This is a genomic window from Stenotrophomonas lacuserhaii (assembly GCF_014836545.1).
In the GTDB taxonomy this organism is placed as follows: domain Bacteria; phylum Pseudomonadota; class Gammaproteobacteria; order Xanthomonadales; family Xanthomonadaceae; genus Stenotrophomonas; species Stenotrophomonas lacuserhaii.
In genome coordinates this window covers 59,008-76,954 of sequence record NZ_JACSQS010000019.1, presented here as the reverse complement: position 1 = coordinate 76,954, position 17,947 = coordinate 59,008, and the positions used below count along the sequence as shown (strand labels likewise).

17 protein-coding genes and 1 riboswitch are annotated in these 17,947 nt (G+C 65.1%); of the genes, 11 read left to right on the top strand and 6 right to left on the bottom strand.

The window, feature by feature from the left end:
• Positions 1-25: 25 nt before the first annotated feature.
• Together H9654_RS15465 and ettA are read right to left on the bottom strand one after the other, a co-directional pair.
• Positions 26-1,342 (bottom strand): NCS2 family permease, encoded by a 1,317-nt coding sequence (locus H9654_RS15465; protein ID WP_191771686.1) that lies wholly within the window; start codon positions 1,340-1,342, stop codon positions 26-28.
• An 83-nt stretch (positions 1,343-1,425) separates the two neighbouring features.
• Positions 1,426-3,090, bottom strand: a complete 1,665-nt coding sequence (gene ettA, locus H9654_RS15460) for an energy-dependent translational throttle protein EttA (RefSeq protein ID WP_057507783.1) — start codon at positions 3,088-3,090, stop codon at positions 1,426-1,428.
• A 165-nt stretch (positions 3,091-3,255) separates the two neighbouring features.
• Here ettA and H9654_RS15455 point away from each other — a divergent pair, with 165 nt between their 5' ends.
• The 5 genes from H9654_RS15455 (at position 3,256) to ribD (ending at position 7,867) form a co-directional block, all read left to right on the top strand.
• Complete coding sequence (locus H9654_RS15455) at positions 3,256-4,044, top strand: hypothetical protein (protein WP_191771685.1); 789 nt, start codon at positions 3,256-3,258, stop codon at positions 4,042-4,044.
• 120 nt (positions 4,045-4,164) lie between these two features.
• A complete protein-coding gene (locus H9654_RS15450) occupies positions 4,165-4,668 on the top strand; it encodes an RcnB family protein (protein ID WP_191771684.1) in 504 nt (167 codons plus the stop codon).
• A gap of 152 nt (positions 4,669-4,820) precedes the next feature.
• The gene (gene glyA / locus H9654_RS15445; protein WP_191771683.1) at positions 4,821-6,074 is read left to right on the top strand and encodes a serine hydroxymethyltransferase; all 1,254 of its coding nucleotides are present in this window, start codon (positions 4,821-4,823) and stop codon (positions 6,072-6,074) included.
• A gap of 152 nt (positions 6,075-6,226) precedes the next feature.
• Positions 6,227-6,748 carry a transcriptional regulator NrdR gene (gene nrdR / locus H9654_RS15440; protein ID WP_042613625.1) on the top strand — a complete coding sequence of 174 codons (522 nt, stop codon included), beginning with the start codon at positions 6,227-6,229 and terminating at the stop codon, positions 6,746-6,748.
• Between the two features lie 36 nt (positions 6,749-6,784).
• On the top strand, positions 6,785-7,867 hold the full coding sequence (gene ribD, locus H9654_RS15435) for a bifunctional diaminohydroxyphosphoribosylaminopyrimidine deaminase/5-amino-6-(5-phosphoribosylamino)uracil reductase RibD (RefSeq protein ID WP_191771682.1): 1,083 nt from the start codon (positions 6,785-6,787) through the stop codon (positions 7,865-7,867).
• A gap of 81 nt (positions 7,868-7,948) precedes the next feature.
• Here ribD and H9654_RS15430 read toward each other — a convergent pair whose 3' ends face one another.
• Positions 7,949-8,572 (bottom strand): hypothetical protein, encoded by a 624-nt coding sequence (locus tag H9654_RS15430; RefSeq protein ID WP_191771681.1) that lies wholly within the window; start codon positions 8,570-8,572, stop codon positions 7,949-7,951.
• A 158-nt stretch (positions 8,573-8,730) separates the two neighbouring features.
• Positions 8,731-8,887: riboswitch (FMN riboswitch) on the top strand.
• A 75-nt stretch (positions 8,888-8,962) separates the two neighbouring features.
• On the opposite strand from H9654_RS15430, the gene H9654_RS15425 reads away from it, so the two are divergent.
• From H9654_RS15425 to thiL, 5 genes are all read left to right on the top strand, one after another.
• Complete coding sequence (locus tag H9654_RS15425; RefSeq protein WP_191771680.1) at positions 8,963-9,565, top strand: riboflavin synthase; 603 nt, start codon at positions 8,963-8,965, stop codon at positions 9,563-9,565.
• Positions 9,562-10,662, top strand: a complete 1,101-nt coding sequence (ribB, locus tag H9654_RS15420) for a 3,4-dihydroxy-2-butanone-4-phosphate synthase (RefSeq protein ID WP_191771679.1) — start codon at positions 9,562-9,564, stop codon at positions 10,660-10,662. The genes H9654_RS15425 and ribB overlap by 4 nt, the downstream gene beginning before the upstream one ends.
• 90 nt (positions 10,663-10,752) lie before the next feature.
• Positions 10,753-11,220 carry a 6,7-dimethyl-8-ribityllumazine synthase gene (gene ribH / locus H9654_RS15415; RefSeq protein ID WP_101100334.1) on the top strand — a complete coding sequence of 156 codons (468 nt, stop codon included), beginning with the start codon at positions 10,753-10,755 and terminating at the stop codon, positions 11,218-11,220.
• Entirely contained in the window at positions 11,217-11,696 is a 480-nt protein-coding gene (gene nusB / locus H9654_RS15410) for a transcription antitermination factor NusB (RefSeq protein WP_042613631.1), read from the top strand. The genes ribH and nusB overlap by 4 nt, the downstream gene beginning before the upstream one ends.
• A 44-nt stretch (positions 11,697-11,740) precedes the next feature.
• Positions 11,741-12,703 carry a thiamine-phosphate kinase gene (thiL, locus tag H9654_RS15405; RefSeq protein ID WP_191771678.1) on the top strand — a complete coding sequence of 321 codons (963 nt, stop codon included), beginning with the start codon at positions 11,741-11,743 and terminating at the stop codon, positions 12,701-12,703.
• A 25-nt stretch (positions 12,704-12,728) separates the two neighbouring features.
• Here thiL and H9654_RS17835 read toward each other — a convergent pair whose 3' ends face one another.
• From H9654_RS17835 to H9654_RS15390, 3 genes are read right to left on the bottom strand one after another with little or no spacing between them, the layout of a single operon-like run.
• Complete coding sequence (locus tag H9654_RS17835; protein WP_225212103.1) at positions 12,729-13,790, bottom strand: fimbrial protein; 1,062 nt, start codon at positions 13,788-13,790, stop codon at positions 12,729-12,731.
• Positions 13,759-14,520: a fimbrial biogenesis chaperone gene (locus H9654_RS15395; RefSeq protein ID WP_191771677.1), complete on the bottom strand. Its 762-nt coding sequence runs from the start codon at positions 14,518-14,520 to the stop codon at positions 13,759-13,761. Before H9654_RS15395 ends, H9654_RS17835 begins: the two co-directional genes overlap by 32 nt.
• 57 nt (positions 14,521-14,577) lie before the next feature.
• Positions 14,578-15,120 (bottom strand): fimbrial protein, encoded by a 543-nt coding sequence (locus tag H9654_RS15390; RefSeq protein WP_191771676.1) that lies wholly within the window; start codon positions 15,118-15,120, stop codon positions 14,578-14,580.
• Between the two features lie 394 nt (positions 15,121-15,514).
• Here H9654_RS15390 and H9654_RS15385 point away from each other — a divergent pair, with 394 nt between their 5' ends.
• Entirely contained in the window at positions 15,515-17,944 is a 2,430-nt protein-coding gene (locus H9654_RS15385) for a fimbria/pilus outer membrane usher protein (protein WP_191771675.1), read from the top strand.
• The last annotated feature ends 3 nt before the right edge of the window (positions 17,945-17,947 follow it).

Genomic DNA, 17,947 nt, shown 5'->3' with positions numbered 1-17,947 from the left:
CGCGGCGAGCGCAGCGGCAATGCGGTCATTCCAACGCGTAACGCAGCACGAACAGACCGGCCACCAGCCACACCGCCGGATGCACCTCGCGCCAGCGCCCGGTGCCAGCCTTCAATGCGGCGTAGGCAATGAAGCCGAATGCCAGCCCATTGGCAATGGAGTAGGTGAACGGCATCGCCAGCGCGCACAGCGCCGCCGGTACCGATTCGGTGAGGTCATTCCAGTCCACCTCCACCAGCTCGCGCAGCATCAGGCCAGCCACGAACAACAGGGCAGGGGACGTGGCATAGCCGGGCACCATCGCCGCCAACGGCGAGAACAGCAGGGCAGCCAGGAACAGCGCGGCGACCACCAGCGCGGTCAGTCCGGTACGCCCACCTACCTGCACGCCGGACGCGCTCTCTGCGAAGGCGGTGGTGCTGCTGGTGCCCAGCAGCGAACCGGCGACGATGGCGGTGCTGTCGGCCAGCAGCGCCCGGCCGAAGCGCTTCTGCGCGCCGGGCAGTTTCAGCAGGCCGGCCCGGCCGACCACGCCGTACAGCGTGCCGGTGGCATCGAAAACTTCCACCAGCACGAACACCAGCACCACCTGCAGCAGCACCGCCAGCGGCGCGCCGCCGTCGTGGTGCAGCAGGCCGGACAGGTCCAGCTGCAGGAAGGTCGGGGCCAGGCTGGGCGGCAACGAAACCAGCCCCTGGTACTGCACGCTGCCGAGCAGCCAGCCGGCGCCGGTGACTGCCAGGATGCCGATCAGGATGGCGCCACGCACGCGGCGTGCCTCCAGCACGGCGATCAGCAGGAAGCCGGCAAGGGCCAGCAGCGGCGGGGCGGTGTTGAGGGCGCCCAGCGCCACCAGCGTGTCCTCGTTGCCGACGATCACCCCGGATTTCTGCAGGGCGATGATGGCCAGGAACAGACCGATGCCGGCCACGATCGCTGAACGCAGCGATGCCGGTATGCCCGCCACCAGCCAGGCGCGCACGCCGGTCAGCGACAGCACCAGGAACACCAGCCCGGAAATGAACACCGCCGCCAGCGCCTGCTGCCACGGCAGGCCCGCCGCACCCACCACGGTGAAGGCGAAGAACGCATTCAAGCCCATGCCCGGTGCCATGCCCACCGGGAAGTTGGCGGCGAAGGCCATCACCAGCGAGCCCAGTGCGGCGGCCAGGCAGGTGGCCACGAATACCGCGCCAGCATCCATGCCGGTGGTGGACAGGATGTCTGGATTGACGAAGACGATGTAGGACATCGTCAGGAATGTGGTCAGGCCGGCCAGCAGCTCGGTGCGCACGGTGGTGCCGTGCTGCTGCAGCTGGAACAGGCGTTCGAGGAGGGCCATGGAAGTCTCGCCGGGAGCGTCGCCAGCGAGCTGGCGACCTACAGAAGGAGAAAGGCCGCGCGAGCGCGGCCTTTCCTGTTGCCTTACTTCAGCGCCTTGAAGCGCAGGCGCTTGGGCGCGGCGTCGTCGCCCATGCGGCGGCGCTTGTCTTCTTCATACTCGCGGTAGTTGCCCTGGAAGAACTCCACGTGCGAATCGCCTTCGAAGGCCAGGATGTGCGTGGCGATGCGATCCAGGAACCAGCGATCATGCGAAATGACGAAGGTGTTGCCGGGGAACTCCAGCAGCGCGTCTTCCAGCGCACGCAGGGTTTCAATGTCCAGATCGTTGGACGGTTCATCGAGCAGCAGCACGTTGCCACCCTGCAGCAGGGTCTTGGCCATGTGCAGGCGGCCACGCTCACCACCGGACAGCGAACCGACCAGCTTCTGCTGGTCCTGGCCCTTGAAGTTGAAGCGGCCGATGTAGGCGCGCGACTGGATCTCCACGCCGTTGATGTTGAGGATGTCCAGCCCGCCGGCGATTTCCTGGAAGACGTTGTGGTTGCCCTCCAGCGCGTCGCGGCTCTGGTCCACGTAGGACAGCTTGACGGTCGGGCCGACCACGATCTCGCCGGTATCCGGTTTTTCCTGGCCGGTGATCATCTTGAACAGGGTCGACTTGCCGGCGCCGTTGGGGCCGATGATGCCGACGATGGCGCCGCCCGGCACCAGGAAGTTCAGGTTGTCGAACAGCAGGCGATCGCCGAATTTCTTCGAGACGTTCTTGAACTCCATCACCGCGTTGCCGAGGCGCTCGCCCGGCGGGATGAAGATTTCATTGGTCTCGTTGCGCTTCTGGTAGTCGACCGACTGCAGTTCTTCCAGGCGGGCCAGGCGGGCCTTGCCCTTGGTGCGGCCGCCCTTGGCATTCTGGCGCGACCATTCCAGTTCCTTCTGGATGGCCTTCTGGCGCGATTTCTCCTGGTTGTCTTCCTGCTTCAGGCGCTCGTCCTTCTGGGTCAGCCAGTCGGTGTAGTTGCCCTTCCACGGAATGCCGCGACCGCGGTCCAGTTCCAGGATCCACTCGGCGGCGTTGTCCAGGAAGTAGCGATCATGGGTGACCGCCACGACGGTGCCGGTATAGCGCGCCAGGAACTGCTCCAGCCATTCCACCGATTCGGCATCGAGATGGTTGGTCGGCTCATCGAGCAGCAGCATGTCCGGCTTCTGCAGCAGCAGGCGGCACAGTGCCACGCGGCGCTTCTCACCACCAGACAGGGTGCCGACGATCGCTTCCCACGGCGGCAGGCGCAGCGCATCGGCGGCCACGTCCAGCTGGTTTTCCAGGGTGTGCGCATCGCCGGCGGCGAGGATCGCCTCCAGGCGCTCCTGTTCCTTGGCCAGCTTGTCGAAGTCGGCGCCTTCCTCGGCATAGGCCAGGTACACCGCGTCCAGCGCGGCCTGTGCCTGCAGCACCTCGCCGACGCCTTCCTCGACCGATTCACGCACGGTCTTGGTCGGGTCCAGCTCCGGTTCCTGCGCCAGGTAACCGACCTTGATGCCGGCCTGCGGGCGGGCCTCACCCTCGAAATCGTTGTCCACGCCGGCCATGATCTTCAGCACGGTGGATTTGCCCGAACCGTTCAGGCCCAGCAGGCCGATCTTAGCGCCCGGGAAGAACGACAGCGAGATGTCCTTGATGATCTGCCGCTTGGGCGGAACCACCTTGGACACGCGGTTCATGGTGTAGATGTATTGCGAGGACATGCAGTCTCCCAGAGGGTCGATCCACCGGGCCGAGAGCCCTGGCCGGCGGAAAACGGAATATTTGACCCACTATTATCGCCGATCCCCCCCTTCACTGCCATGGCAGGCGGCGGCGGATTCAGCCATGGGCGAGCACCGACCGGACAGGGGCCGCAAGGACCGCACTTGAAGGCCGCTATCCCGACTGTGGCCGACCGGAGCACCGATCAGGCTGATGGCTCCGACCCATGGAGATCGCGCATGAACCTTATCCGCACCTTGTTGATCACCGCCCTGCTGCCGCTGTCGGCTGCCGCCCAGGTGGCCCCACCGCTGCTGCCATCGAGCCTGAAGCTGAAGGATCTGGAGCTCACCTCCGGAAGCCTTCGTGAATTCGATATCGAGGTGGCACGGACAGAAAAGTGGTTGCCCTATGAACTGGTCGCCGCAGCGGGCAGCGCCGGTCTGTCAGGCACCCTGCTGATCTCTCACGCTGATGGGCAGCCGCTGCGGGAGGTCATGCTGGATGGCACGCGCATCGTCGGCGGCCTGGTGACGCTACCCTCCAGTGCCTCAACGCGCCGCCTGCGGATCAGCCTGCGCGGCGGCGCGAAGGACATGCGTGCGGACCTCTCGCTGACCCCGCTGCGTCCCCAGCTCAAGTCCGGCCAGGTCGTCCCGGTATTTGCCCGTCGACTGGCAGCGGATGCCTTCGCCGAGACCCTGGAGCTGCGGCTGACCAAGCCCTCCGATGTGGACCTGCGCACCTGGGGAGGCAGTGCCGCGGTGACATTGCAGGTGAAAGGAGAGGCGACGGGAGGCGGCTTCCCGGTAGCGGTCTGCAAGGATCAAGGAGATGCGTGGCGGCGTTGCCTGTTGCCCCGCCTCGGAGCAGGCGTGTACTGGGTATCCGTTGAAGGAACCGGTGCGCCGGTCAACCTGCTCGGAAGCTGGACGGCCAGCCAGGGCGAGTAAATACCTGCCGCAATCTGAACAGGCGTGCGGGCCGGCCCATCGGTAAGCGTTTCCAGCCGGAATACATTCAGATGCCATGGGCAATATGGACATCACCCACCCACCCAGCAGAGGTAGACAATGCGCATCAATCGATTCCTGGCCGGTGCCGTTGCCTCAGTGCTGGCCTTTGCGGCGGTCAGCCCGGCATTCGCCGATGACAACCGGCATCGTGGCCATGATCGTCGCGAGTGGCGCGATGACCGTCGCGATGATCGCCGCGACCACCGCAACGATCGTCGCCAAGCACGGCGCGACTGGGGTGACGACCGCCGACATGACCGCCACCATTGGCGCGATGACCGGCGCCATCCCGGCTACTACCGCCCGGCCCCGCCGCCGCGCGTGGTCTATCGTCCCGCCTATCGTCCGGCGTATGGACCGGGCCCCGGCTATGGGTGGAAAGTCGGCCACCGCTATCGCGATTATTACCGTGGCCCGATCTACGTGGTGAACGACTACAACAGCTATCACGTCCGTCGCCCGCCACGCGGCCACCACTGGGTGCGGGACGACCGCGGCAACCTGTTGCTGGTTGCCATCGCCACGGGGATCCTGGCCGACTTCGTGATCAACGGGCGCTGATACCGCAGGCCCGGGCAGGAAAGCTGATACGCGACGGCGCCGATGTGGCGCCGTCGTCGTTTGTGGGGGAGCGGGCATTGGCTCCCCTCCCGGCGCAGGCACTACAATTGGCAGCCTTGCTGTCCCTTTCCTGCCTGCCCCCGGAGAAACCGATGTTCCCGCGCGACGTCCGAATCGAAAGCTACGATCCCGAACTGGCCAAGGCCATCGCCGATGAGTCCCAGCGCCAGGAAGACCACGTCGAGCTGATCGCCAGCGAGAACTACGCCAGCCCGATGGTGATGGAAGCCCAGGGCAGCCAGCTGACCAACAAGTACGCCGAAGGCTATCCGGGCAAGCGTTATTACGGTGGTTGCGAATACGTCGATATCGCCGAACAGCTGGCCATCGACCGCCTCAAGCAGCTGTATGGCGCCGACTACGCCAACGTGCAGCCGCACAGCGGATCGCAGGCCAACCAGGCGGTTTATTTCGCCCTGCTGCAGGCCGGTGACACCATCCTGGGCATGAGCCTGGCCCATGGCGGCCACCTGACCCACGGCGCCAAGGTGAACGCTTCGGGCAAGCTGTTCAATGCGGTGCAGTACGGTGTGAACGACCAGGGCCTGATTGATTACGATGAAGTCGAGCGCCTGGCCGTCGAGCACAAGCCGAAGATGGTCGTTGCCGGGTTCTCGGCCTATTCGCAGGTGGTTGATTGGGCGCGTTTCCGTGCCATTGCCGACAAGGTCGGTGCGTATCTGTTCGTCGACATGGCGCACGTGGCGGGTCTGGTCGCCGCCGGCGTCTACCCGAGCCCGCTGGAGCATGCCCATGTGGTGACCTCCACCACCCACAAGACCCTGCGCGGTCCGCGTGGCGGCATCATCATCGCCAAGGGCGCCAGCGAAGAACTGGTCAAGAAGCTGCAGTCGATCGTCTTCCCGGGTATCCAGGGCGGCCCGCTGATGCACGTCATCGCGGCCAAGGCCGTGGCGTTCAAGGAAGCGCTGGAGCCTTCATTTGCGGCCTATCAGCAGCAGGTGGTGAAGAATGCCCAGGCGATGGCGAAGACCCTGATCGCACGTGGCTACAAGATCGTTTCCGGCGGCACCGAAAACCACCTGATGCTGGTCGACATGATCGGCAAGGACGTGTCGGGCAAGGACGCCGAAGCGGCCCTCGGCAAGGCCCACATCACGGTCAACAAGAACTCGGTCCCCAACGACCCGCGTTCGCCGTTCGTGACCTCCGGCCTGCGCCTGGGGACCCCGGCGGTGACCACCCGTGGCTATGGCGAACAGGACTGCATCGACCTGGCCAACTGGATCGCCGATGTGCTGGACGCACCGGCGGACGAGGCGGTAATCGCACGCGTGCGCGATGCGGTCAGCGCGCAGTGCCGCAAGTATCCGGTGTACGGCTGAGCGATCGGGGCTTGCGCGGTCGGGCGGCGACGCCTGACCGCGCGCCTGCCTCCCGCCACGAGCAGCTCTTGTTTGCTGCTCATGGCCTTCTCAGGTACCGTTGCGACGCCGCCATGTCCATCGCATGACGTTTCCGAGACTCAAGGCGCCCCATGCATTGTCCGTTCTGCCAACATGCCGATACCCGTGTAATCGATTCGCGCGTCTCTGAAGACGGCGCGACGATTCGTCGCCGGCGTGAGTGCGAGGCCTGCAGCGAGCGCTTCAGTACGCTGGAAACCATCGAGCTGAAGCTGCCGACCATCGTCAAGGGCGATGGCAGCCGCGAAGCGTTCGAAGCGCGAAAAGTGCGTGCCGGCTTCGACCGCGCGCTGCAGAAGCGTCCGGTGCCGGAAGACAAGATCGAAGCGGCGGTGCGCTCGGTGATCCACCAGCTGCGCATCTGCGGCGAGCGCGAAGTGCCCTCCATCCGCGTCGGCGAGTTCGTGATGAACGAACTGCGCAAGCTAGACCATGTCGGCTATGTACGCTTCGCTTCGGTCTACCGCAGCTTCGAGGATGTCGCGGACTTCCGCGAAGAAATCGAGAAGCTGGAGCGGGATCTGCCGGCCAGCACCGAGCAGCTGCAACTGCTGGGGGATGTGATCGCCTTGACCAAGAAAAAGAAAGGCTGACGCGCACCGCTGCGCGCCTGCGCCCAAGGAGCACCGATGAGCGCTTTCTCCGCGCTGGACCACCTGCACATGGCCAGTGCCCTGCGCCTGGCCGAACGTGGTGCCTACACCACCCGCCCCAACCCGATGGTCGGTTGCGTGATCGCCCACGGCGAGCAGGTGGTCGGACAGGGCTGGCATCAACGCGCCGGCGGTCCGCATGCCGAAGTGTTCGCACTGCGCGAAGCGGGCGAGCAGGCGCGTGGCGCCACCGCCTACGTCACCCTTGAACCGTGTGCGCATTTCGGCCGCACGCCGCCCTGTGCATTGGCACTGATCGAAGCCGGCGTCAGCCGCGTCGTGGCCGCCCTGCGCGATCCATTCCCGCAGGTCGACGGTGGCGGTTTCGATCTGCTGCGCGCAGCGGGGATCGAGGTCCATGAGGGGCTGATGGCCATGCAGGCACGGGAGCTCAACCGCGGCTTCCTGTCGCGCGTGGAACGGGGTCGACCGTGGTTGCGGGTCAAGCTGGCCGCCAGCCTGGACGGCCGCACGGCGATGGCAGATGGCAGTTCGAAATGGATCACCGGGCCCGCCGCGCGCGAGGACGTCCAGCATTGGCGGGCGAGGGCCGGTGCGATCCTGACCGGTGCCGACACCGTGCTGGCCGACGACCCGATGCTGACCGTGCGCCTCCCCGGAGTCGACGTGCTGCCGCCGTTGCGCGTGGTGCTCGATGCACGGCTGCGCTCGCTGGAATGTGCGCGGGTGCGGCAAGGCGGAGCGCCGACGTTGTACCTGCACGACCCGGCCATCACGGCCCCTGACGCAGCCGATGCGCAGTTCGCCAGCGTGCCCAGCGTGGGGGGGCGGCTGGACCTGGGCGCGGTGCTTGCCCTGCTCGCAGCGCAGGGCGTCAACGAAGTGCATACCGAAGCCGGTGCGACGCTTGCGGGTGCCCTGATGTCCGGCGGCTGGATCGACGAGCTCCTGCTTTACCAGGCGCCGATCCTGCTCGGCGAGCAGGGCCTGCCGTTGTTCTCCGGCTTGGGTATCGAGGCGATGGATCAGCAACGACGGCTGGGCATCATCGATAAGCGCCAGGTTGGCGACGATCTGCGGCTGCTGCTGCGTCCCTGAGCAATTGCCCGGGGCACGCCGGCAACAAACAAAAACGGACCCCGTACGGAGTCCGTCCTGTCCAGCGCAGATTCCGATGGATCAGAAGCTGGCGCGGACGCCGGCCGAGTACTGGGTCACGTCTTCGATGACCTGCACTTCGCCCACCACGCCCCACATCGGGGTGATGTTGATCTGGCCGCCGACGTTGCCGACCCAAGTGCCGTCCATGTCACTGCCATCCATGTAGCCGGCTTTCAGCCACGCTTCGGTGCGCGCCGACGGCTTGCCGCGCACGCCGAACGTGCCGCGGGCGGCGTTGAAGTGGTCCTTCTGGCGTACGGTGGCGAAGCCGGTTTCCTTCAGGGTCAGTTCGGCGTTCTGGCGGGTCCAGGCGATGTCGGCGGTGAAGTCCACGCGGTCGCTCATGCCCATGTGGTAACCGATACCGAACTCGGGCTGGTCCAGTTCCAGCTTCAGGCTGCCGCCATCGAAGCCGTAGGACTTGGACACCTGCGACCAGGCGCCGAACAGGTAGACCTGCGGTGCGATCGCGAACGAGCCACGGATATAGCCGCCGTCGACCTTGGGGTCGTCCAGGAAGTCATCGTTGACCTGGAACTGGGTCCAGCCTGCCTCGACATAGGTATAGCTCAGATCGTCGGCGGCGAGGGCCGACAGCGGCGACAGGGCGAGCAGGGAGGCGGCCAGCAGCATCTTGCGCATGCGTGAATTCCTTGAGGTTGCGTTCCATTGCAGGCAGCCGGTCCGACCGCCCGGGGCGACGTCGTTGTCGCACTCGGCGCGGATTCTAACGAAACTTTCACAAAAAGCGAGCCTTCAGCCTCATTTGTTACACTAGCCGCGCCGGTTCGCCGGTATACAAACGTCTTCAGGGCGGGGTGCGATTCCCCACCGGCGGTAGGTGCCCGACACGGCACGAGCCCGCGAGCGCTCCGGCAGGGTCATCCCGGCAGGAGGTCAGCAGATCCGGTCGGATGCCGGAGCCGACGGTCATAGTCCGGATGAAAGAAGACGGTGCCACGGAACCTTGCGGTGCCGTGCGTGCCTGTTTGCCTTGCGGCGTTTTTCGCTCACTCCTGCGGAGAACGTTACTTGTTTACTGGAATCATTGAAGGCCTCGGCCACCTGGCCGCCCGCGAAACCCTCGGCGGCGATGTCCGCTTCACCTTCCACGTCGGCAGCCTGCCGTTCGACAACGTCCAGCTGGGCGAAAGCATCGCCATCAACGGCGTGTGCCTGACCGTGATCGCCTTCGACGCGCAGACCTTCCAGGCCGATGCATCGACCGAAACGCTGGGGCTGACCACCTTGGGCAAGCTCGCCGAAGGCGCGGTGATCAACCTGGAGCGCGCCATGCGCCCTACCGACCGGCTAGGCGGACATCTGGTCAGCGGCCATGTCGATGGCCTGGGGCAGGTCCTGTCCATCCATGACGACGCACGCGCGCAGCGCTGGCGCTTCGCCGCCCCGGCCGCACTGCGCCGCTACATCGCAAAGAAGGGCTCGATCTGCGTTGACGGTGTCAGCCTGACCGTCAATGAAGTGGACGAGGAGGGGTTCGACGTCGCCCTGATCCCGCATACCGTCTCGCACACGGCGTTCTCCAACACGGCGGTCGGCAGTGCGGTGAACCTGGAAATCGACCTGGTCGCCCGCTACGTGGAACGCCTGCTGGGCGAGGGAGCACGCGCATGAATTTCGCCCCGATCCCCGAGATCCTGGAAGACATCCGCCAGGGCCGCATGGTGGTCATCGTCGACGACGAAGACCGCGAGAACGAAGGCGACCTGATCATGGCCGCCGAGCTGGTCAAGCCCAGCGACATCAACTTCATGGTGACCCACGGTCGCGGACTGGTGTGCCTGCCATTGACCCGCGAACGGGCAGCCGACCTCGGCCTGGCGCCGATGGTGCAGGCCAATACGGCGCAGTTCCAGACCAACTTCACGGTCAGCATCGAGGCCGCCGAGGGCGTGACCACCGGTATTTCCGCGTACGACCGTGCCCACACCATCCGCACTGCGGTCAAGCCCACCGCCAAGGCCAGCGACCTGCACCAGCCCGGCCACATCTTCCCGCTGATCGCCCAGCCGGGCGGGGTGCTGACCCGCGCCGGCCACACCGAAGCCGGCGTGGACCTGGCGATGCTGGCCGGGCTGGAACCGGCCGGCGTGCTGGTGGAAATCCTGAACCCCGATGGCAGCATGGCGCGGCGGCCGGAACTGGAAGTGTTCGCCCGCGAACATGGCCTTAAGATGGGCTCCATCGCCGACCTGATCGCCTACCGGCTGGCCACCGAAAAGACCGTCGAGCGGGTGGATGAGCGGGAAATCGACACCGAGTTCGGTGCCTTCACCCTGATCACCTACCGCGACCGCATCGCGCATGACCTGCATTTTGCGCTGGTCCGCGGCACCCCGGATGCCGATACCCCCACCCTGGTGCGGGTACAGGTGGAAAACCCGCTGGCCGACCTGCTGCACTGGCGCCGTGATGATTTCGGCGTGGCCGCCACCGATGCGCTGCGCGCTATCGCCGCGGCAGACAGCGGCGTGATGGTGGTGCTGTCGGCACCGCGCGATGGCGAGGCCCTGCTGGCACGCCTGCGCCAGCAGCCGCAGCCGATCGCCCCCGGCAAGGACAAGGATGTAAGCCAGTGGCGCCGCAATGGCGCCGGTGCGCAGATCCTGTCCGACCTCGGGCTGGGCAAACTGCGCGTGCTGGGCACGCCGCGCCGCCAGGTCGGACTGGCCGGCTATGGCCTGGAAGTGGTTGAAACGCTGGGCTGCTGAGCCCGGCATGGCGCGGGCGGGCTCACGGAGGACCCGCCCACAGCCCGCGCGCGGTAAACTTGCCCTCTCTTACGTACCCCATACCCGCACATGAGCCATTTCGAAGGCGATCTTCGCTCTCCCGGATCGGCGCGCCTGGCCATCGTGGCCAGCCGCTGGAACGCCCGCATCACCGACGCGCTGGTCACCGGCGCGCGGCAGAGCCTGGCCAGCAATGGCATCAGCGAAGAGGCCGTGGATGTCATCCGGGTGCCCGGCGCCTGGGAAATCCCGCTGGTCGCCGCGCGCCTGGCCGCTGCCCATCAGCATGCTGCCATCATCACCCTGGGCTGCGTGATCCGCGGCGACACCCGTCATTACGAACACGTGGCCGACCGCTGCGCCGAGGGCCTGATGCGCGTGCAGCTGGACTTCGGCGTGCCGGTGCTGAATGGCGTACTGGCGGTGGAACGTGCCGAGGATGCCGAAGCACGTGCGGGCGGCAGCCATGGCAACAAGGGTGAAGAGGCCGCCTTGGCGGCCTTGGAAATGATCAATCTTCTGGAGCAGCTGCCATGAACAACCATTCCCAGGGCAGGCCGTCCGGCAGACCCGTACGCCGTGACGGCGTCGATCCCGTGCTGCGTTCGCGCGCACGTCGCCGTGCCGTGCAGGCCATCTATGCCTGGCAGATCTCCGGCGGAAATGGTCAGTCACTGGTCGCCCAGTTCGCCCACGAGCAGGCACGCGAAGTCGCCGACCTGGCCTACTTCGAGGCGCTGGTGCACGGCGTGCTCGACAACCGTCGCGATATCGACCAGGCGCTTGCGCCGTACCTGGACCGCACCATCGAAGAGGTCGATGCGATCGAACGGGCGGTGCTGCGACTGTCGGCCTACGAACTGCGCTTCCGTGCCGACATTCCGTATCGCGTGGTGATCAACGAGGCCATCGAATCGGCCAAGCGCTTCGGCTCCGAACATGGCCACACCTATGTCAACGGCGTGCTGGATCGTGCCGCCGTGGAATGGCGCAAGACCGAAAGCGGCCACTGACCCGTGATGGCGGCGGACGACGTCCGGCGCCACGGACACCTTGTATGTCCCTCGCCGAATTCGCACTGATTGACCGTATCCGCGCCCGCAGCAAGGGGCGCGATGACGTCGTGCTGGGCATCGGCGACGACGCGGCGCTGCTGCAGCCGCTGGCCGGACACTGGCTGGCGGTGACCGCCGACACACTCAACAGCGGCGTGCATTTTCCGCCCGAAACGCTCCCCGCCGACATCGGCTGGAAGACCCTTGCAGTGAATCTTTCCGATCTGGCGGCGATGGGCGCCACCCCGTCATGGGGCACGCTGGCATTGTCCCTGCCGGAAGCCAGTGCGGCATGGATCGATGCGTTCGCCGACGGCTTCTTCGCACTGGCCGATGCGCATGACTGGCGGCTGATCGGCGGCGACACCACGCGTGGCCCGCTTTCACTGTCGGTCACCGCCTTCGGGCAGGTCCCGCATGGGCAGGCGCTGCGCCGCGATGGTGCGCAGGTCGGCGATGACATCTGGGTCAGCGGCACGCTGGGTGATGCGGCCGGTGCGCTGCAGTTGTGGCAGCGCGGCGAGATGGACGTCACCTGCGGCGCGGGTGATGCCGATCGTGAGTACCTGCGTCAGCGCCTGCTGCGGCCCACACCGCGGGTCGACCTGGGCATGGCATTGCGCGGTGTGGCCACGGCCGCGGTGGATGTGTCCGATGGGTTGCTGGCCGACCTGGGTCATATCGCCCGACGCAGCGGAGTATCGGCCATGCTCGCCGAAGAAAATGTTCCGGTTTCACGCGAACTGCGCAGCGTACGAGGATCAGCGGACGCCCTGCTCCATGCAGTGGAGGGAGGAGACGATTACGAGCTGTGTTTCACGTCGAATCCCAGTATGCGGGCGCACATCCAGTCGCTTTCCAACCGGACCGGTCTCCGGTTGAGTCGAATTGGCTACATCAGGAAAGGCGAAGGAGTGCACTGTGGCGGCAAGGACCTGCAAGGTGGTTACCAGCATTTCACTTGAGGCCCGGCGAGGCCCGTTGTTCTGATCATCGATAGTCCGCCTTGAGAACTGCTTCCCCTACGATCAACCCGGCTGACAAGGGTTCCTTGGTACGCCTGTAGCGTACGCTGAGTGGAATCACCTGCCCGCCCTTCGTGCTGTTGCCATGTACCCATGTCTGATGGAACTTCACCGGCGCTCCATTGCGTAGTACCTGCAGCCTGACGCCTCCTGCTGTGCTGCCGCTTGCCGGCGTCAGTTCGCTGCCCTGGTTGCTGGCACTACCGGCGTCACCGAGCGACAGCACAACGCCGATACCGTCGAAAGGGCACTCCATGTGCACGTCGATGGCCTGCTCCAGCGCTGTGTCGCCCTCATGGGCCAGGTGCGCCGCCATCACACCGGCCAATTCCGTTATACGCGAAGTCAGCGTGCAGGCAGGCGAGGCGACGGTGACATTGAAAGAATGCTCGTGGTTGACGGTACCCCGGGAGGCTGGCTCAATCATTCGCGTCGAACCGACAATTCGCGGCGGCGCACCGGCGCTCATCGCGGTGCCTCCTCGTGAAAGCAAGGCGTACTGCAGTGCGACGGTGGCCTTGCCCTGATCGGGCTGGGAAGGTCCGCCGGCTTGGAAGTAGCCCCGCGTTGGCTGATCGCTACGTAAAGGAAGGCGCGTGCGGCCTTTGAAGGTAGACCCTTCAAGCCGGAAAATCACCAGCGGCGAAGTGGGGCTCCAGCCATAGGCCGCATAACTTTTACCATCGACGTCTACGTCGCGGACGTGTTCCAAGCCCGAGATCTGAGGCGAAAACTCCACCCTGAGCAACTGACTGGCTTGACATTCCTCGACGCTTCCACCGAATCCCTCGCTCCGCCATGGGCTGAGGATTACATCGGGCTGTGCCTCCTGACGAATCTCGATGGTAGTTAAAGAGTGATCGTGGCCGCTGATCTTGCAGGCGAATACGTGGGAGCAGGCAGCCGCCAGCGAGACGCCCAGCAGCGCACGCGCAGGAAGATGGGTGCGTGGACGTGAAGTTACGGTCATGAGGGGCCCCGGCAATAGCTGCCGTTCAATAGGGAGTGGTTTCTTTTTGCGCGACATGTGTGCTTTTGATTTTGGAGTGGTGCTCGCGCGCCGCGCCATGGTCATCAATCCAGCGGAACCTCGCCTCCTCTGGCGCGGGTTGGGCGCGGTTGATCGGCACCAGCAGGGTCCCGCGGGGGACGATCATGCTGTTCGGCAGCGTCGCTTCGTCGGGAATGAAGAGGCCTGCCAACGTCACGTGATACGGCCCGGGATTGACGATCTGGAGCCAGCGTCGGTCAACATCCTGATGTACGGACCATTCAAGCGCCGCCGCCGCAGCCGAGGCTGTGCCGGCAATACCTGGCGGCCGGTAGAACAGCTTGATCCGGGAGCGGACAGCGAACTGCAGCGTGCTTTGCGACACGTTGTCGGGGGCGGGAGGTATATCGAGCAGGTTGAAGTACAGCACCGATTCGCGGTCGGTCGGCAGGACCTCGGAGGGCCTCGGGGCATACGTAACGCGGAACGTCTGGCCAGCCCCGGCCTGTAGCACGCGGGGGCCTGATGGTGTCACCCGGAAAGGGACATCGTCTGCTTCCGAAGCGTCGGAGCCATCGCCTGAATCAATCCAGACCTGAACCATCGCCGGGGTGGCGCCCTCGTTGTGGGCGCGGATGCTGGCGCTGCGTTGCACGCTTCCCTTGACGACTACGCGGGTTCCTTCGAGGGTGACTGCCGCCGTGGCCGATGTGCTCAGCACGCCGGCGAGAAGCGCTGCGGTAGCGTATCGATGCATCTTCTGCATGACGTTTCCCATGGTTGAGCGGGTGATGCGGCGCCCGCGTTGTTCGCTTGCAATGAATCAACGGTAGATCAGCGTCAGTTGTCCCTCGGCATTGGCCGTTCCTGCGGTCGAACCGTCGGCGATCCTTCTGAAGGCCGCGGCGCCGTGCAGGAGACCTTGTTCACGCGAACCAATGCTCATGAAGCGTATCGACTGGAGTCCCAGTTCGATTTCCCTGCCGCCTTCATCGAAGAGTGCTACGCCCAGGCCTTTGGCAGTGGATGCGGCAGTCAACGCGAGACTTCTCCTATCGGCTGCGCGCGGCCCGTCAAAACCTATGCCCAGCTGTTGCAGGTTCGGCGCGCCCGGACACCGGATGGTGATGGTGAAAGTGCTGCGTGGCCCTGGACCGGTTTGATGCAGCGCCGTGGGCGGAACCGCCGTCATCGTGAAGGCAGTCGAGCCGCCCTGCTGGACCACGCAGGTGCCTGCTATCAGTTCACCTCGCACTTCAAGCAGGGTTGCACCCACGGCCGAGGGGGAAGCCGCAGTAGCCAGGGCGGCGAGGGTGGCATGGATTGAGTACGTCATGATCTGCTCGGCGGCATGCGGACGTTGCACGGAATAGGGTCGGGTCGCGGTTGGAAAATATTGGCGAATCCAGTTGCGTCCATGAATCAGGCTAGCTGCAATAAGTCATTGATCTTTGGGGCTCGATTGTTGAGCGCAAAAGGCTACGCGTATCTAGTCGTAACTGAGCCGTGGAGGCTCCACGCGTCGCCGACGCAGAAAGCGGGAATATCGCGACGCCTCGATAGAAAGCTTTCATGCCCAGCTGCAACAAGCCTTATGTCTTGACGGGCAGGACGAAACGATCATGAGCCATCGAAACGCACCGGCACGTAATCCCTGCCGTCGAGCGGACCTGCCAGTACGAGCTCTCATGATCAGACCGCCAACACCAACCCGTCGAGCGAAGTACTTTCCCGCGTGCCGTCTTTCAGGTGTCACGGTCATGTTCTCGCTCCTCGGCACGTGCTTGACCGCACACAGCTACGACGGGCTTCGCTTCAGCGGAAGTTTTCTTTCACGTGGCAGCGCGGAACCGAGCCCGTACCTGACGGAAGCCCCACCCCGGCCGGGTAATTGGATGGTGGACGTGCTGGTCAACGGACGCCTGCTGAAACAGAGATCCGTCTTGTTCTCAGCGCGTTCGCCAGCAACATCGATAGAACCGTGCATCGATGGGTCACTGATCCGCGATCTGCCGCTGGACGCAGCACGGCTGGAGCGGATCCCGATCGGTCCGGACTGCGTTGATCTGGATGCGTTGGTCCCCGGCTCCACCGTCCATTATGTCGACAGCGAACTGCAGTTGCTGATCACTGTTCCGCAGGCAGCCCAACCTCGCTCCAGGGGGGACGATGTGCTGCCCGCACAGCGCGACACCGGAATCACTGCGGCGTTCGTCGATTACAAAGTGCGGCACCGGAGCGCGCAAGGTCTTCAGGCTTCCTCGCTTGCCCTGCGCAGCGGGTTCAATCTGGGGGGCTGGCATCTGCGCAGCCAGACATGGCTTACTCACCAGAACGCCCGTACGCACGCGGAATCCTCGAGCACGGCAATCGAGCGCGAACTGCCATGGTCGAGCCTGCATCTGTTCATGGGCCAGGGCTCGACCAGCGGAGCGCTTTTCGACAGCCTTCCTTTTACCGGCGTGCGGATATACAGCGACGATCGCATGTTGCCCCGGTCGGAGCGTGGCTATGCGCCCACGGTGCGTGGCATCGCGCATGTGGCCTCTACAGTGACTATCCGGCAGGGAGCGCGGATCATTCGCGAGCTGTCAGTCCCTCCCGGGCCTTTCAACATCGATGACCTGTCGGGCGGCAGCTTTTCCGGAGATCTTGATGTAACCGTGACGGGTGATGACGGTAGCGAGACCCGTTATCGGGTGACAGCAACCGCTTCACCGCTGGCATTGCGGCCAGGTGCCCATCAACTTGGTTTCACGGCCGGGCGCCTCGTCCAGCCCCGGTGGGCGACCGATGCGCCACAGGACTTCATCGAAGGAGCCTACGCGCGTGGACTTTCCAATCACCTGACGCTGCTTGGGGGAGGGCATTCAAGGAAAAACTACCAGTCCGTCCTGCTGGGAGCCGCACTCAGTACCCCTGTCGGTGCGGTCGGGTGGGACATCGTCTCCCAGCGTGCCCAACGATCTGGCGAATCGCTTGCGGGGCAGCGTCTGCGGTTGACCTATGGGTATCAGCTTCCCTCCACGGGCAGCAGTCTTGGCTTCTCGGCACAACGCTTCGGGCGCGCTGGACAACTACATTGGCCGCACTGCGATGCATCGCCAGGGCCATGCAGCCAGCAGGATGATGCGGTTGCAGGGCGTACCCGCCAGCGGATGCAATGGAATATCTCGCACGCCCTGGGTGAATCCATCGGAGTCCATCTCGGCTTCGGGCGGGAGTCTTTCTGGAAGGGAGTGCCACGCCGCACCGACCTCCAGTTGGGGCTTCAGGGGACGCTGGGCGCGGCCACCTGGCTGGTTACCGCGCTGCGTCGCCACGATGCATCGGCGCGCGCAGGCATCGACTATTCGCTTCAGTTCGTAGTGCCTTTGGGTAGAACGTTGCCCAACGCGCGGGCGTCGGTTCAGGTCACGCCGGGCAAAACCGACCCACTGCGTCTGGGCGTATCTGGCGTGCTGCGCGGCGACGGCCTGGTGAGCTACAACGCTTCAGTGAATCCTGATCGTGCGGCTGCCCGGTACCAAGCGAACCTCACTTACCAGGGCAGCCACGCGGGCCTTTCTGCCAGCGCCCAGCGTTCGCCAGCGGGCCGGTCATTTGATCTGGCATTGGAGGGCAGCGCGGTACTACATCGCAACGGGCTGACGCTCGGCCGTAGCATGGGCGAGGCGGCGGTGCTGATAGAGGCGCCAGGCGCGGAGGGCGCCAGAGTGCGCAATGTACAGGGGCTGCGGGTGGGGCGCGGCGGATATGCGCTTGTATCGCACGCCACGCCGTATCGATGGAACAGGATCGATCTGGAGCCTTCCGGAGCCGCAGCCGATGTGGACCTGCAGCAGAGCTCGCAGCGTGTCGCGCCCCGCAGTGGCAGCATCTCGCGGGTTCACTTCGATGCCGTGCGCGAGCGCCCACTCTATATCGACGCGATCGATGTCTCAGGAAACAGGCTCGCGTTTGCAGCGCAGGTGTACGACGAGACGGGGCGAATGCGGGGAAGCGTTGCTCAAGGGGGCGTGATTCGCCTGGACGCGCCTCATGACGTCGGCGCTGTCTTCGTGCGGTTGCCGAACGCTGCGTCTTGCCGCATCGATTACCAACGCCCGAGCACCCCGGATCCGTATGGGCTGTTCTGGAGCCGAAGCACCTGCATACCTGCGCCTATCCAGTCGGCGGACTTGCCGTGATGG